Consider the following 13335-nt stretch of genomic DNA (forward strand, 5'->3'; position numbering starts at 1 on the left):
TTGGGAGAATAAGTTATGGCCAAGAAATCCATGATCGAGCGCGAGAAGAAGCGCGAAAAGCTGGTGGCGCAGTATGCTGAGAAGCGTGCGAGCCTGAAGGCGATCATCAACGACCAGGAGAAGCCCGTCGAAGAGCGCTTCAAGGCAACGCTGGCGCTCGCCAAGCTGCCGCGCAACTCTTCCGCCGTGCGTCTGCACAACCGTTGCCAGCTCACCGGGCGTCCGCACGCCTATTACCGCAAACTGAAGATCAGCCGGATCGCGCTGCGGAACCTTGGTTCCAACGGCGAGATCCCGGGCATGGTCAAGTCGAGCTGGTAAGGAGAATTTATCATGATGAACGATCCTATCGGTGACATGCTGACCCGTATCCGCAACGGCCAGATGCGCGGCAAGACCTCGGTGGAAACGCCGGCGTCCAAGCTGCGTGGCTGGGTCCTGGATGTGCTGGCCGACGAAGGCTACATCCGCGGCTACTCCAAGAAAGACGGCAAGGACGGTCACCCGGCCTTTTCGATCGAACTGAAGTACTACGAAGGCGAAGCCGTCATTCGCGAAGTGAAGCGGGTCTCCAAGCCCGGTCGTCGCGTCTACATGGCCGTCAAGGACCTGCCGAGCGTCCGTCAGGGCCTCGGTGTGTCGATTGTCTCCACCCCCAAGGGTGTGATGTCTGACGCAAATGCACGGGCCGCCAACGTCGGCGGCGAAGTGCTCTGCACCGTCTTCTAAGGAGAACACAATGTCTCGTATTGGTAAGAAGCCGGTTTCCCTGCCGTCTGGCGTCACCGCCGACGTGTCCGGTCAGACGATCGAAGTGAAGGGGCCGAAAGGCACCCGCAGCTTCAAGGCAACCGACGATGTGACCCTCGCGGTCGAGGACGGTGCGATCACCGTCACGCCGCGCGGCAAGTCCAAGCGCGCCCGTCAGCAGTGGGGCATGACCCGCTCGATGGTCGAGAACCTCGTCACCGGCGTGACCACCGGCTTTCGCAAGGAGCTGGAGATCAACGGTGTGGGTTATCGCGCCACGATGCAGGGCACCGATGTCCTGAAACTGGCATTGGGCTACAGCCACGACGTCAACTTCGAAGTGCCGGAGGGCGTCACCGTGACGGCCCCCAAGCAGACCGAGATCGTTGTGGAAGGTATCGACCAGCAGCTTGTCGGTCAGGTCGCAGCGAACATTCGCGAGTGGCGTGCGCCCGAGCCCTACAAGGGCAAGGGGATCAAGTACAAGGGTGAGTATATCTTCCGCAAAGAAGGTAAGAAGAAGTAAGGACGCATATCATGGCAAACAGCAAAAGAACTCTGTTTCTGAAGCGCCGCATGCGCGTCCGGAACAAACTGCGGGCTGTGAACGCCGGGCGCGTGCGCCTGTCCGTTCACCGGTCCAACAAGAACATCAGCGTCCAGCTGATCGACGACGTGAAAGGCGTGACGCTCGCGTCCGCCTCCACGCTCGAAAAGGATCTGGGCGTTGTGGGTCAGAACAACATCGAGGCCGCCAAGAAGGTGGGCGCTGCGATTGCAGAGCGCGCCAAGGCCGCCGGTGTGGATGCCGCCTACTTCGACCGTGGCGGCTTCCTGTTCCACGGCAAGGTGAAGGCTGTCGCCGACGCCGCCCGTGAAGCTGGCCTGAAGATCTAAGGTGCAGGCGGGCGCCTTCGGGCGTCCGCCTCGATGATCGGGGGGCACATGGTCCCACTGCGATCGTATCAACGGCGGCAACGCCACCCAAGACAAGGATGCCAACATGGCAGAACGTGATAACAATCGTGGCGGCGGCCGTGGCCGTCGTGAAGAGCAGACACCGGAATTCGCCGACCGCCTGGTCGCCATCAACCGCGTGTCCAAGACCGTCAAGGGTGGCAAGCGCTTCGGCTTTGCCGCGCTGGTCGTCGTCGGCGACCAGAAGGGTCGCGTCGGTTTCGGCAAGGGCAAGGCCAAGGAGGTCCCCGAGGCCATCCGCAAGGCCACCGAGCAGGCCAAGCGCCAGATGATCCGCGTCGCCCTGCGCGACGGCCGGACGCTGCACCACGACATGGAAGGCCGTCATGGCGCCGGTCGCGTCGTGATGCGTCAGGCCCCCGCGGGTACCGGCATCATCGCCGGTGGTCCGATGCGTGCGGTGTTCGAGATGCTGGGCGTGCAGGACGTCGTGTCCAAGTCGCTGGGATCGCAGAACCCCTACAACATGATCCGGGCCACCATCGACGGCCTGAACAAGGAACAATCGCCCCGCTCCGTGGCGCAGCGTCGCGGCAAGAAGGTCGCCGACATCCTGCCCAAGCGTGACGATCACGTGACCGAGCAAAGCGACGTGGCCCACAATGCCACCGAAGCCGAAGCTACGGCTGACGCGTAAGGAGACCTGAGCATGGCTAAAACAATCGTCGTCAAGCAGATCGGGTCCCCGATCCGCCGCCCCGCCGTTCAGCGTGCCACGCTGGTCGGCCTTGGCCTGAACAAGATGCACCGCACGCGGGAGCTGGAGGATACGCCCTCCGTCCGCGGCATGGTCAACAGCATCCCGCACCTCGTCGAGATCATCGAAGAGCGCGGCTAAGCGATCCCGACTGCACCCGCGGGTGCGGACGGCAGAACGCCTCCGGTGAAAACCGGGGGCGTTTCGCGTTTCGGGGAAGGCGCGTGTCATGCGGAAATTGCATGGATGGTATGGTTTTACGGACGTTGTCTAAAGTTTTCAAAATGCCTAATTCCTTAGCACAAACGTCATATATCACGCGTACAGGATTCGCTGTACCGTCCAATCTCCGAAAGCTCCTCCCATGACCTACAACTCCAACATTGCCCCCCATGTCTCCTCTTCCAGCTTCGGTCAGGTCGTCGTCGACGCCTTCGCCGATCTGCGCGATGCCTTCGCCCGCCGCCGCGCCTATCGCACGACCGCCCGCGATCTGAACGCCCTGTCGGACTACGAACTGGCCGATATCGGCGTCACCCGCGACATGATCGCGGACATCGCCCGGTCCGGTGCCGCCCGCGTCTGATCCTGCGTTTCCTTGCCTGCCATCGCGCCCCCGGACACCCGTTCGGGGGCGTTTCGCGTTTGCGGCCCGGCGGGTCGGTTGACCGGTCGCATGGTGCTGCCTAGATTGGCGCATCGGTCACATCCACAACGGGAGGGCAAAGGCTGAACATGCGCATCATTCGCCGTCTTCAGCATGGTCCCCGTGTCGCCCTGCAGATCCGTTTGCAGGGCTGACCAGATCCGGTCTGCCCATTTCGCCGCGCTGCCGCGGCACATTTTCATGTGCAGAGACCGCAATGACACTCATCGACATTCAATCCCTTGGGGTGACCCTTGGCGAGACGCTGTTCACCGACCTGACCCTGACCATCGCCAAGGGCGATCGCATCGGCCTCGTGGCCGCGAACGGGCGCGGGAAATCCACACTGCTCGGCTGCATCGCCGGGTCCATCGACCCCACGCAGGGCGAGATCACCCGGGGCAGGGGCCTGCGGATCGGCCACGTCGGTCAGCATCCGATGCCCGGGGATTTCGACCTGACGCTGCGTGACCGCGTGCTGCACGCCCTGCCGCCGGATCGGGCCGGCGAGGAGGCGTGGCGGGCCGATGTCGTCCTCGACGACCTGCAGGTGCCGGAAGAGCTGCACCACCGCCGCCTGTCCGAGCTCAGCGGCGGCTGGCAGCGCACGGCAATGCTGGCCGCCGCCTGGGTGGCCGAGCCCGATCTGCTGCTGCTCGACGAGCCGACAAACCACCTCGACCTGCACCGCATCGGCCTGCTGCAGGGCTGGCTGGCCGCCTTGCCGCGCAGCGTGCCCATCGTCGTCACCAGCCACGATCGCGCCTTTCTGGATGCCGTCACCAACCGGACGCTGTTTCTGCGCGCCAGCGACAGCCGCAGCTTTGCATTGCCCTACACCCGCGCACGGGCCGCGCTGGAGGAGTCGGACGCCGCCGACGCGCGCCGCTTCGCCAACGATCTGAACAAGGCCAACCAGCTGCGGCGGCAGGCGGCCAAGCTGAAGAATATCGGCATCAACTCCGGGTCCGACCTGCTGATCACCAAGACCAAGCAACTCGGTGCCCGCGCCGACCGGATCGAGGCCGCGGCCCGGCCCGCCCATGCGGAGAGGACCGCGGGAGAGATCCGGCTGGCCGGTAGCGGCAGCCATGCGAGGGCGCTCGTCGCGCTGGAGGAGGTGGAGGTGACGACCCCCGACGGCCGGCCGCTTTATCGCACGGGGCGGATGTGGATCGCGCCGGGGGACCGGGTCGTCCTGCTGGGCGGCAACGGCACCGGCAAGACGCAGCTGGTCCGCCTGATCCACGCGGCAACGTCCGAAGACATCGCGGGGATCAGGTGCGCGTCAAGCATCGGCCTTGGCTATTCCGACCAGCATCTGAGCCAGCTGTCACCCGCCGATACCCCGATGACGGCGATCACCGCCCGGTTCGACGTGGGCGACAGCCGGGCGCGCGCCATGCTGGCGGGGGCAGGGGTCGACATCAGGCTGCAGGACACGAAGATTGCGGCACTGTCCGGCGGGCAGCGGGCGCGGCTGGCGATGCTGATCCTGCGCCTGCAGCAGCCGAACTTCTACCTGCTGGACGAGCCGACGAACCACCTTGATATCGACGGGCAGGAGGCGCTGGAGGAGGAGCTTGCGCGACAGGATGCCGCCTGCCTGCTGGTCAGCCACGACCGGCAGTTCCTGCGCGCCGTCGGCACGCGGTTCTGGCAGATCACGGGCCGGCGACTGGTCGAGGTCGACGATCCGAAGCGCTTTCTTGCCGGTGAACTGGCGCCCTAGGCTTCGCGGGCGAGCCGGGCTTCGAGCACGTCGAAGGGCACGCCCGGTTCGTCCTTGGCGCCGCGGATGACCAGCGATGTCTTGACGCTTGCCACGTTGGGCGCGCTGGTCAGTTCCTCCGTCAGAAAGCGCTGGAACGACCGCAGGTCGGGGGCGACGCACTTCAGGATGAAATCGACCTCGCCGTTCAGCATGTGGCACTCGCGCACCAGCGACCAGCCCCTGCACTTCGCCTCGAAGGCGCTCAGGTCCGCTTCCGCCTGACTGACCAGCCCGACCATGGCGAAGACCTGCACCTCGAACCCCAGTTCGCGCGGGTCGATGTCGGCGTGATAGCCACGGATATAGCCCTGTTCCTCCAGCGTGCGGACGCGGCGCAGGCAGGGGGGCGCGCTGATGCCGACGCGCTTTGCCAGCTCCACGTTCGTCATGCGGCCGTCGGCCTGAAGCTCTGCCAGAATCATCCGGTCGATCTCGTCCAGCTTGGAACCGGGCATCGCGTCTATCCTTCATGGTCTTTTGCAATTCCTACGCGCTGCAGCGCAGAGACGCAAGAATCTATCACGTTCGCGCAATAACCGACAAGGCGGTATGCCTTTTCTTACGGCAGTTGCGGGCCTATATGAGGCGCCACTGCAGCAGGAGTTCACAATGTCACATCACCCGACGCATACGAAGGTCCTGATCGTGGGCTCTGGCCCCGCGGGATATACCGCTAGCGTCTATGCCAGCCGCGCGATGCTGGAACCGATGCTGATTCAGGGGATCGAGCCGGGCGGCCAGTTGACCACGACGACCGAGGTCGAGAACTGGCCCGGCGATACCGAGGTGCAGGGCCCCGACCTGATGGTGAGGATGGAGGCGCATGCCCGCGCCATGGGAACCAACATCGTGCATGACATCGTCACATCGCTCGACCTGACCCGGCGTCCCTTCACGGCGACCTGCGACAGCGGCGCCGTCGTGACGGCCGATGCGATCATCCTCGCCACCGGCGCCCGCGCCAAATGGCTGGGCCTGCCGTCCGAGGAAAAGTTCAAGGGCTTCGGCGTCAGCGCCTGTGCCACCTGCGACGGTTTCTTCTACCGCGGGCAAGAGATCGTGGTCGTCGGCGGCGGCAACACGGCGGTCGAGGAAGCGCTGTTTCTGACGAACTTCGCCAGCAAGGTCACGCTGGTGCATCGCCGTGGCGAGTTGCGGGCCGAAAAGATCCTGCAGAACCGCCTGCTGAAGAACCCCAAGATCGAGACCCTGTGGCACCACGCGGTCGAAGAGGTCGTCGGCACCACCGACCCGCTGGGGGTGGAAGCGGTGCGCGTGAAACACGTCGAGACCGGCGAGATCACCGAGATTCCGGCCAAGGGCCTGTTTATCGCCATCGGCCACGCACCGGCGTCGGAACTGGTCAAGGATCAGCTGGAACTGCACCACGGCGGTTACGTCAAGGTCGAACCGGGCACCACCCGGACGGCGATTCCCGGCGTCTTTGCCGCCGGCGACCTGACCGACCACGTCTACCGTCAGGCCGTCACCTCGGCCGGCATGGGGTGCATGGCCGCGCTGGACGCCGAACGATTTCTGGCCGAACAGGGCGAGACCGACGCCAGCACGGAACTGCCGCTCGGCTACGGCGCGCCAGAGGCCGCGGCAGAGTGATCCCCTGGCGCGGCACGGCGTGGCGTCTGATCGACGCCGCTGCCGTGACACGCGCCGCTTTGCCGGTCATCTCGCCCGAAGGGCGTTTCCACCACGACGGCCAGTCTGCCATCTACACGTCGCTGACACCCGAAGGCTGCGGCATCGCGATCCGGCGCTACCTGCGGCCGGGCGACCCCCCGCGCGTGCTGGTGCCGCTGACCGTGGCGGCGGACAGGCTGGCCGACCTGCGCGGGGCGGGGTCCGCGCCTTCGGTCGTCTGGCAGGACATCCGCGCCAGCGGCGCACCGGCACCGACCTGGACCCTGTCCGATTCGGCGCGCGACCGCGGCGCGCAGGGGCTGCTCTACCGGTCGCGCTCTCGCCCGGACCTTGTGCATCTCGTGCTGTTCGATCCCGAAGCGATCCGCGCCGTCGGTCCCGAGGAGCCGTGGTTTCCGCAATCCTGACACGCGAACTGTCGCATAATCGCCGACAGTTCGTTGCGGGGGAAGTTTGTTCTTTCGTGAACAGACTTTTTGCGGCAAAGAGCGTTCAAGTCTGAACAAACCCCGAATCGCTATTCCCGTGATCGCCCTGAAACCCGCCCCCATGACCGACGCCGAAGAAAGGCTGTTCCGCCTGCTGCGGCAGCTTGACCTGGTGCCGTTCGCCAGCCAGCGCGAGACGGCTGCTGCGGTCGGCGTGTCGCTCGGGCGGTTGAACGCGCAGATCAAGCAGGCGATCACCGACGGCTACGTCAGTCTGGGCGAGCGGCGCGGGGCCGACCGGCGCAGCCGGGTGGCCTACGGGTTGACCCACAAGGGGGCGGCGCTGAAGGCGCGCCTCATCGACCGCTTCCTCGCCCGCAAGTTCGCCGAATACGACGCACTCCATGCCGAGCTGACCGGACAGGCCAGCGGCTATCCCTTCACCCTGAACAGGATTTCGACCATGCAGAACAACCTCTCGCCGATCCCAGAGCTTTACGTCTCGCCCGACAGCGCGCAGCGCCTGAAGGCAGAGGCGGGCGAACTGGTCAGCCACGACCTGACGCCGCGCCAGATCTGCGACCTCGAACTGCTGATGAACGGCGGCTTCTACCCGCTGAAGGGCTTCCTGCCCGAGGCCGACTACAACTCCGTCGTGTCGGACATGCGTCTGTCGGACGGCAAGCTGTGGCCGATGCCCATCACGCTGGACGTGTCGGAAAAGTTCGCCGACAGCATCGAGCTGGGCACGGACATCGCCCTGCGCGATCAGGAAGGCGTGATCCTCGCCACCATGACCGTCACCGACAAGTGGGTGCCGAACAAGCAGTTGGAGGCCGAGAAGGTCTTTGGCGCCGACGATTCGGCCCACCCGGCGGTGAACTACCTGCACAACACGGCAGGGGCGGTCTATCTGGGCGGTCCCGTGACCGGCATCCAGCAGCCCGTGCACTATGACTTCCGGTCGCGCCGCGATACGCCGAACGAGCTGCGCGCCCTGTTCCGCAAGCTGGGCTGGCGCAAGGTCGTGGCCTTCCAGACCCGCAACCCGCTGCACCGCGCGCATCAGGAACTGACCTTCCGTGCCGCGCGCGAGGCGCAGGCCAACCTGCTGATCCACCCGGTCGTCGGCATGACGAAGCCCGGCGATGTCGACCACTTCACCCGCGTCCGCTGCTATGAGGCGGTGCTGGACCAGTATCCCGCCTCCACCACCTCGATGTCGCTGCTGAACCTTGCCATGCGCATGGCTGGCCCGCGCGAGGCGGTGTGGCATGGTCTGATCCGCGCCAACCACGGCTGCACCCACTTCATCGTCGGCCGCGACCACGCCGGCCCCGGCAAGAATTCTGCCGGCAAGGATTTCTACGGCCCCTACGATGCGCAGGAGCTGTTCAAGACCTATCAAGACGAGATCGGCGTCGAGATGGTCGACTTCAAGCACATGGTCTACGTGCAGGAAAAGGCCCAGTACTTTCCGGCGGACGAGGTCCCCGAGGGCGGCACCGTGCTGGATATCTCCGGCACCGAACTGCGCCGTCGGCTGGCCGAGGGTCTCGAGATCCCGGAATGGTTCTCTTTCCCGCAGGTGGTGACCGAACTGCGCCGCACCCGCCCCGCGCGGTCCAAGCAGGGCTTCACCGTGTTCTTCACCGGCTTCTCGGGCTCCGGCAAGTCGACCATCGCCAACGCGCTGATGGTCAAGCTGATGGAAATGGGCGGACGCCCGGTGACGCTGCTGGACGGTGACATCGTCCGCAAGAACCTGTCGTCGGAACTGGGCTTTTCCAAAGAGCATCGCGACCTGAACATCCGCCGCATCGGCTATGTCGCGTCCGAGATCACCAAGAACGGCGGCATCGCGATCTGCGCGCCCATCGCGCCCTATGCGACGACGCGCCGCGCGGTGCGCGAGGATATCGAGCAGTTCGGCGCCTTCATCGAGGTCCATGTCGCCACGTCCATCGAGGAATGCGAACGCCGGGACCGGAAGGGCCTCTACAAGCTGGCGCGTGAAGGCAAGATCAAGGAATTCACCGGCATTTCCGACCCCTACGACGTGCCGGCGAACCCGGAACTGCGGCTGGAAACGGAAGCGACCGAGGTCGACAACTGCGCCCATCAGGTCATCCTGAAGCTGGAGTCGATGGGCCTGATCGCCGGCTGATCGACCCACGACGCACACCCTTGCGAAAGGCCGGACACCGTGTCCGGCCTTTTTCATGTCGCGTGGCCACACAAAGGTCGCAGGACTGCTGCACGGTGGTCTAAATGATTTGTTTATCTTGGCAGGCCGCACCTCACCCTGCGGCGTTTTCGTGTTGGAGCTTCTGTTGCGTATCCTGGCCGTCGATGACGATCCATTCATCCTCGAACTGCTGCAGTCGCCGATGTGGCTGGGCGGCGCCTACGACCTGACGTGTGCAAATTCCGTCGCGGCGGCCCTGCAGATCGTGACGACCACCACCCAACCGTTCGAGGCCTTCCTGCTCGACATCCAGATGCCCGGCCGCGACGGCATCAGCCTCTGTGCCGAACTGCGCACGATGCCCGGCTATGCCGCGACGCCGATCATCATGATCACCGCCAGTCAGGCCACGGAATTCATCGAAAAGGCCTTTCGCGCCGGCGCCTCGGACTTCGTCCGCAAGCCGCTGGACGGGATCGACCTTGGCGCACGGCTGCATGTGGCGGCCATGCTAAACGCCAGCCTGCGCCGGGAACATCGGGCGCGGATCGAGACGGATACGCTGCGCCGTCGGACCGCACTCGGCTACGACGACACCGTGGCATCCCCGGCGGACCGTGCGCCGGTGCCGTTCCTTGCGCTGCAGAATGCCCTGCTGGAACTGCCGGCGGGGTGCCACGCCCTGTCGCTGTTCGGGGTGCGGATGGCGCCGCTCGTGCCGGCCCCGGGTACGGGTGCCGAGGGCGATATCGTGCAGCGCCTGCATCTGGCCGGCACCGCTCTGGCCGAATCCTGCAAGCAGTCCGACACCCGGATCGCCTATGCCGGGCGCGGGCTGTTCGTCGGGACGACGCCGGGCCGGCGCCGCGAGGTCCTGCCCGATCTGGTAGAGGTCGCCGGGACCGCGCTGCACGACCTGTGGTCGGCGCAGAGTCACCCGGGAGAACCGCCGGTGCTGACGGCCGCGCCGATCTCGACCGTCGGGGTGTGGACGGGCCAGTCCGCGGTGCGGGCCCTGCGCCATGCGGTGGCGACCCTGCCGGAACCGCGGTCCGAGCGTAGGGTCAGGCGCCGTCTGTCCGCCTGAGGCGGAACGCCGCCGCGGTCAGCACCGCGTGACGCCGACCGCATCGGTGCGGCATGTCCCGGTCAAGGTCGTGCGGGGCTGCGGCATCATGCGACGGAAGTCCTCGCCGGTCGTCTGCGTCTGGCCTTCGGACAGCAGGTCAAGCCCCTGCGGCGGCGGTGCCACGTCCCGCTGTATCCCAAGGCTGTCGGACTGATAGCGGGGGGTCTGGCTGCACTGGGTCACGCCGCCCGCATCGGTCGTGCAGGTCGCCGTCTGCGCGTGACCCGCACCGGCGCTGGCCAGACAGCAGACCACGGCAAGACCCGTCACCAACCGCGGACCCGTCGCCCCCCGTTGCATGTCGGCCCCGCCGCCCTGCCGCTAGTGCAGCGTGACCAGCTGCATGTGATGCTCGGCCGCCAGATGGCTCGCGATGCCTTCGTTGGCGACCAGCGCCACCTGTTCGCCCTTGGTGTTGTGGACGGCAAAGAGCACGTCCAGATCGCCGGCCTGGGCGCGCACGTCCTCCGGCAGGTCACGCGTCGCCACGGGTTTCAGATAGACGATGTTTTCGCCCAGCGATTGCAGATCTTGCTTCGTGAACATGGCTTATCCTTTCCGGATCTGGATTGTCTGTATAACGCGGTCGGGCTCGCTTCGGTTCAGATCGATGTGCAGCAGCCCGTTCACGATCGTGGCAGTCCCCACCTCGACCCCTTCGGCCAGCACGAAGGACCGCTGGAACTGGCGACCGGCGATCCCCCGGTGCAGGAAGACGCGCTCGCCCATGTCCTCGGTCAGGCGGCCGCGCACGACCAGCGCCGAATCCTCGATGGTGATCGTCAGATCCTCTTCGGCAAAGCCGGCCACGGCCAACGTGATCCGGTAGGACCTGTCGGAGGTCTGCTCGATGTTGTAGGGGGGATAACCGTCGTTGCCGGTCTTCGCCGTCCGCTCGACCAGCCGTTCCAGCTGTTCGAACCCCAGCAGGAACGGATGCGTTCCCAAAGCCATCTTCGTCATGTGCCACGTCCTTCGTGATAAAGCGACATCTGCAGGCCGGTCCCGTCAGCGGCAACCGGTGACACCAATATGGGAAACCCTGCGCCACCGCGCAAGATCCGGTGCACCGGTCCGCGGCACCGCCGGAAATTCCTAGGTAAACCGCGCCGAAGGCGGTAAGATGTTGTCAACCCGCGCCGCCCTATGGTGCGGCGCACCCAGACCGAAAGACCACGATGAATTCCTCTACCCGCATGAACGAGGCGGAGGTCCTGACCGTCGAACTCGCCGTCTTGCGCGGCGAGCATCGCGACCTCGACCTCGCGATTTCCGTCCTGCAGGAACGCCACCCCGGCGACGTCCTGACCCTGAAGCGCCTGAAGAAGAAGAAGCTGGCCCTCAAGGACCAGATCGCCCGGCTGGAAGACCGGCTGAACCCGGACATCATCGCCTGACCGGCGCACCGCTTGCCGCGACGGCAGAGCCGGGTATAAGGCGCATCTGACGGGCGAAAGGGCATTCCATGGCAGACCTGCAGATCGGCATCATCATGGGCAGCCAGTCGGACTGGCCGACGATGAAGGCCGCGGCCGAAATCCTCGATGCCCTCGACCTGCCCTACGAGGCGCGGATCGTCAGCGCCCACCGCACCCCGGACCGGCTTTGGGACTACGGCAGGACGGCCGTGGACCGGGGGCTGAAGGTCATCATCGCGGGCGCCGGCGGCGCCGCCCATCTGCCCGGCATGATGGCGTCGAAGACGCGGGTGCCGGTGATCGGCGTGCCGGTCCAGACCAGGGCGCTGTCGGGCGTCGACAGCCTTTATTCCATCCTGCAGATGCCCCGTGGATATCCCGTCGCGACCATGGCGATCGGCGCTGCCGGTGCCGCCAACGCGGGCCTGATGGCGGCCGGCATCCTCGCCCTCGCCGATCCGGCGCTGGCCGCCCGGCTGGACCGCTGGCGCGCCGACCTGTCCGCGTCCATCCCAGAGGAACCCGTCGATGACTGACCCGCTCGCCCCCGGCGCCACCATCGGCATCCTCGGCGGCGGCCAACTGGGGCGCATGCTCTCGGTCGCGGCGGCGCGTCTGGGCTTCAAGACCTGCATCCTCGAGCCCGCCGGCGATTGTCCCGCGTCTCACGTCGCGAACTTTCACCTGCAGGCCGGTTACGACGACACCGCGGCGCTGACCCGCTTCGCCGAAAGCTGCGACGTCGTCACCTACGAATTCGAGAACATCCCCACCGCCGCCCTCGACACGATCGAGGCGCTGCGCCCGATCCATCCGCCGCGCCGCGCCCTCGCGACCTCTCAGGACCGGCTGACGGAAAAGACCTTCCTGCAATCCCTCGGCCTGACCGTCGCGCCCTTCGCCGACGTCACCGATGCCGCAAGCCTCGACGTCGCCATCGCGCGGATCGGCACGCCCGCCATCCTCAAGACCCGGCGCATGGGCTACGACGGCAAGGGACAGGCCCGGATCATGACCCCCGGCGACGCGGCAGCGGCCCTGACCGCGATGAACGGCCAGCCCGCCGTGCTGGAAGGCTTCGTCGACTTCACGCACGAGGTCTCTGTCATCGCCGCCCGCGGGCAGGACGGCGCCGTCGCCTGCTTCGACCCCGGTCAGAACGTCCACGAAGACGGCATCCTGCGCACCACGACCGTGCCCGCCCTGCTGACCCCGACCCAGCGCACCGACGCGATCCTGATCGCCGCCCGCGTCCTCAACGCGCTCGACTACGTCGGCGTGCTGGGGGTCGAACTCTTCGTCACGCCGCAGGCCCTGATCGTGAACGAGATCGCGCCGCGCGTGCACAACTCCGGCCACTGGACCCAGAACGGCTGTGCCGTCGATCAGTTCGAACAGCACATCCGCGCCGTCGCGGGCTGGCCGCTGGGCGACGGGTCGCGGCACAGCAACGTCGTGATGGAAAACCTGATCGGCGCCGACATGGACCGTGTTCCGCAGATCGCCGCCACGAGCGCCAGCCTGCACCTCTACGGCAAGCCAGAGGCGCGGCCGGGTCGCAAGATGGGGCATGTCAACCGCGTCACCGGCCCCGCCACCTGACCCGGAGGCGCGTCCTCGCTTTTTTCCAAATACTCCCGCCGGAGGCTTCTATTTTCCGCAAGGCGGAAA

19 protein-coding genes are annotated in these 13335 nt (G+C 66.1%); 15 read left to right on the forward strand and 4 right to left on the reverse strand.

Annotation, left to right across the window (positions count from 1 at the left end):
• The first annotated feature begins 15 nt into the window (after positions 1-15).
• From rpsN to BUA54_RS10305, 8 genes are all read left to right on the forward strand, one after another.
• The gene (gene rpsN, locus BUA54_RS10270) at positions 16-321 is read left to right on the forward strand and encodes a 30S ribosomal protein S14 (RefSeq protein ID WP_072857168.1); all 306 of its coding nucleotides are present in this window, start codon (positions 16-18) and stop codon (positions 319-321) included.
• Between the two features lie 15 nt (positions 322-336).
• Positions 337-729: a 30S ribosomal protein S8 gene (gene rpsH / locus BUA54_RS10275; protein WP_072857355.1), complete on the forward strand. Its 393-nt coding sequence runs from the start codon at positions 337-339 to the stop codon at positions 727-729.
• Positions 730-739: 10 nt separating this feature from the next.
• A complete protein-coding gene (gene rplF / locus BUA54_RS10280) occupies positions 740-1276 on the forward strand; it encodes a 50S ribosomal protein L6 (protein WP_072857169.1) in 537 nt (178 codons plus the stop codon).
• A gap of 11 nt (positions 1277-1287) precedes the next feature.
• Positions 1288-1647, forward strand: a complete 360-nt coding sequence (rplR, locus tag BUA54_RS10285; protein WP_072857170.1) for a 50S ribosomal protein L18 — start codon at positions 1288-1290, stop codon at positions 1645-1647.
• 106 nt (positions 1648-1753) lie between these two features.
• Positions 1754-2365, forward strand: a complete 612-nt coding sequence (gene rpsE, locus BUA54_RS10290; RefSeq protein WP_072857171.1) for a 30S ribosomal protein S5 — start codon at positions 1754-1756, stop codon at positions 2363-2365.
• 12 nt (positions 2366-2377) lie between these two features.
• On the forward strand, positions 2378-2566 hold the full coding sequence (gene rpmD / locus BUA54_RS10295) for a 50S ribosomal protein L30 (RefSeq protein ID WP_072857172.1): 189 nt from the start codon (positions 2378-2380) through the stop codon (positions 2564-2566).
• A 223-nt stretch (positions 2567-2789) separates the two neighbouring features.
• A complete protein-coding gene (locus BUA54_RS10300) occupies positions 2790-3011 on the forward strand; it encodes a DUF1127 domain-containing protein (protein ID WP_072857173.1) in 222 nt (73 codons plus the stop codon).
• 277 nt (positions 3012-3288) lie between these two features.
• Positions 3289-4803 (forward strand): ABC-F family ATP-binding cassette domain-containing protein, encoded by a 1515-nt coding sequence (locus tag BUA54_RS10305; protein WP_072857174.1) that lies wholly within the window; start codon positions 3289-3291, stop codon positions 4801-4803.
• Here BUA54_RS10305 and BUA54_RS10310 read toward each other — a convergent pair.
• Positions 4800-5300, reverse strand: coding sequence for an Lrp/AsnC family transcriptional regulator (locus BUA54_RS10310; RefSeq protein WP_072857175.1), 501 nt, complete (start codon positions 5298-5300; stop codon positions 4800-4802). The two genes, BUA54_RS10305 and BUA54_RS10310, sit on opposite strands and share 4 nt — an antisense overlap.
• Positions 5301-5454: 154 nt before the next feature.
• On the opposite strand from BUA54_RS10310, the gene trxB reads away from it, so the two are divergent.
• The 4 genes from trxB to BUA54_RS10330 all read left to right on the forward strand — a co-directional run bounded on the left by trxB (position 5455) and on the right by BUA54_RS10330 (position 10204).
• Positions 5455-6459: a thioredoxin-disulfide reductase gene (gene trxB, locus BUA54_RS10315; protein ID WP_072857176.1), complete on the forward strand. Its 1005-nt coding sequence runs from the start codon at positions 5455-5457 to the stop codon at positions 6457-6459.
• Complete coding sequence (locus tag BUA54_RS10320; RefSeq protein ID WP_072857177.1) at positions 6456-6908, forward strand: RES family NAD+ phosphorylase; 453 nt, start codon at positions 6456-6458, stop codon at positions 6906-6908. The genes trxB and BUA54_RS10320 overlap by 4 nt, the downstream gene beginning before the upstream one ends.
• Before the next feature lie 142 nt (positions 6909-7050).
• Entirely contained in the window at positions 7051-9096 is a 2046-nt protein-coding gene (locus BUA54_RS10325; RefSeq protein WP_072857178.1) for a bifunctional sulfate adenylyltransferase/adenylylsulfate kinase, read from the forward strand.
• Between the two features lie 166 nt (positions 9097-9262).
• Positions 9263-10204, forward strand: coding sequence for a response regulator (locus tag BUA54_RS10330; RefSeq protein WP_178352738.1), 942 nt, complete (start codon positions 9263-9265; stop codon positions 10202-10204).
• Positions 10205-10222: 18 nt separating this feature from the next.
• On the opposite strand, the gene BUA54_RS10335 is transcribed toward BUA54_RS10330, so the two are convergent.
• Genes BUA54_RS10335 through BUA54_RS10345 form a run of 3 tightly spaced genes read right to left on the reverse strand, consistent with a single transcriptional unit; the run spans position 10223 to position 11209 of the window.
• Complete coding sequence (locus BUA54_RS10335) at positions 10223-10516, reverse strand: hypothetical protein (protein ID WP_143155397.1); 294 nt, start codon at positions 10514-10516, stop codon at positions 10223-10225.
• Positions 10517-10567: 51 nt separating this feature from the next.
• On the reverse strand, positions 10568-10792 hold the full coding sequence (locus tag BUA54_RS10340; protein ID WP_072857181.1) for a DUF1150 family protein: 225 nt from the start codon (positions 10790-10792) through the stop codon (positions 10568-10570).
• A gap of 3 nt (positions 10793-10795) precedes the next feature.
• On the reverse strand, positions 10796-11209 hold the full coding sequence (locus tag BUA54_RS10345) for an Hsp20 family protein (protein ID WP_072857182.1): 414 nt from the start codon (positions 11207-11209) through the stop codon (positions 10796-10798).
• A gap of 215 nt (positions 11210-11424) precedes the next feature.
• On the opposite strand from BUA54_RS10345, the gene BUA54_RS10350 reads away from it, so the two are divergent.
• The 3 genes from BUA54_RS10350 to BUA54_RS10360 all read left to right on the forward strand — a co-directional run bounded on the left by BUA54_RS10350 (position 11425) and on the right by BUA54_RS10360 (position 13266).
• The gene (locus BUA54_RS10350) at positions 11425-11643 is read left to right on the forward strand and encodes a YdcH family protein (protein ID WP_072857183.1); all 219 of its coding nucleotides are present in this window, start codon (positions 11425-11427) and stop codon (positions 11641-11643) included.
• A 68-nt stretch (positions 11644-11711) separates the two neighbouring features.
• On the forward strand, positions 11712-12200 hold the full coding sequence (purE, locus tag BUA54_RS10355; RefSeq protein ID WP_072857184.1) for a 5-(carboxyamino)imidazole ribonucleotide mutase: 489 nt from the start codon (positions 11712-11714) through the stop codon (positions 12198-12200).
• The gene (locus BUA54_RS10360; protein WP_072857185.1) at positions 12193-13266 is read left to right on the forward strand and encodes a 5-(carboxyamino)imidazole ribonucleotide synthase; all 1074 of its coding nucleotides are present in this window, start codon (positions 12193-12195) and stop codon (positions 13264-13266) included. Before purE ends, BUA54_RS10360 begins: the two co-directional genes overlap by 8 nt.
• The last annotated feature ends 69 nt before the right edge of the window (positions 13267-13335 follow it).

The organism is Loktanella atrilutea, from assembly GCF_900128995.1.
GTDB classification, from domain to species: domain Bacteria; phylum Pseudomonadota; class Alphaproteobacteria; order Rhodobacterales; family Rhodobacteraceae; genus Loktanella; species Loktanella atrilutea.

What these genes read in the sequence shown, in the direction of transcription:
- BUA54_RS10300 (WP_072857173.1), top strand. Translation starts at nt 2,790, where the DNA reads ATGACCTACAACTCCAACATTGCCCCCCATGTCTCCTCTTCCAGCTTC.
- rplR (WP_072857170.1), top strand. Translation starts at nt 1,288, where the DNA reads ATGGCAAACAGCAAAAGAACTCTGTTTCTGAAGCGCCGCATGCGCGTC.
- purE (WP_072857184.1), top strand. Translation starts at nt 11,712, where the DNA reads ATGGCAGACCTGCAGATCGGCATCATCATGGGCAGCCAGTCGGACTGG.
- rpsN (WP_072857168.1), top strand. Translation starts at nt 16, where the DNA reads ATGGCCAAGAAATCCATGATCGAGCGCGAGAAGAAGCGCGAAAAGCTG.
- rpsE (WP_072857171.1), top strand. Translation starts at nt 1,754, where the DNA reads ATGGCAGAACGTGATAACAATCGTGGCGGCGGCCGTGGCCGTCGTGAA.
- BUA54_RS10340 (WP_072857181.1), bottom strand. Translation starts at nt 10,792, where the DNA reads ATGTTCACGAAGCAAGATCTGCAATCGCTGGGCGAAAACATCGTCTAT.
- BUA54_RS10325 (WP_072857178.1), top strand. Translation starts at nt 7,051, where the DNA reads ATGACCGACGCCGAAGAAAGGCTGTTCCGCCTGCTGCGGCAGCTTGAC.
- BUA54_RS10345 (WP_072857182.1), bottom strand. Translation starts at nt 11,209, where the DNA reads ATGACGAAGATGGCTTTGGGAACGCATCCGTTCCTGCTGGGGTTCGAA.
- BUA54_RS10350 (WP_072857183.1), top strand. Translation starts at nt 11,425, where the DNA reads ATGAATTCCTCTACCCGCATGAACGAGGCGGAGGTCCTGACCGTCGAA.
- rpmD (WP_072857172.1), top strand. Translation starts at nt 2,378, where the DNA reads ATGGCTAAAACAATCGTCGTCAAGCAGATCGGGTCCCCGATCCGCCGC.
- BUA54_RS10305 (WP_072857174.1), top strand. Translation starts at nt 3,289, where the DNA reads ATGACACTCATCGACATTCAATCCCTTGGGGTGACCCTTGGCGAGACG.
- rpsH (WP_072857355.1), top strand. Translation starts at nt 337, where the DNA reads ATGAACGATCCTATCGGTGACATGCTGACCCGTATCCGCAACGGCCAG.
- trxB (WP_072857176.1), top strand. Translation starts at nt 5,455, where the DNA reads ATGTCACATCACCCGACGCATACGAAGGTCCTGATCGTGGGCTCTGGC.
- BUA54_RS10360 (WP_072857185.1), top strand. Translation starts at nt 12,193, where the DNA reads ATGACTGACCCGCTCGCCCCCGGCGCCACCATCGGCATCCTCGGCGGC.
- BUA54_RS10310 (WP_072857175.1), bottom strand. Translation starts at nt 5,300, where the DNA reads ATGCCCGGTTCCAAGCTGGACGAGATCGACCGGATGATTCTGGCAGAG.
- rplF (WP_072857169.1), top strand. Translation starts at nt 740, where the DNA reads ATGTCTCGTATTGGTAAGAAGCCGGTTTCCCTGCCGTCTGGCGTCACC.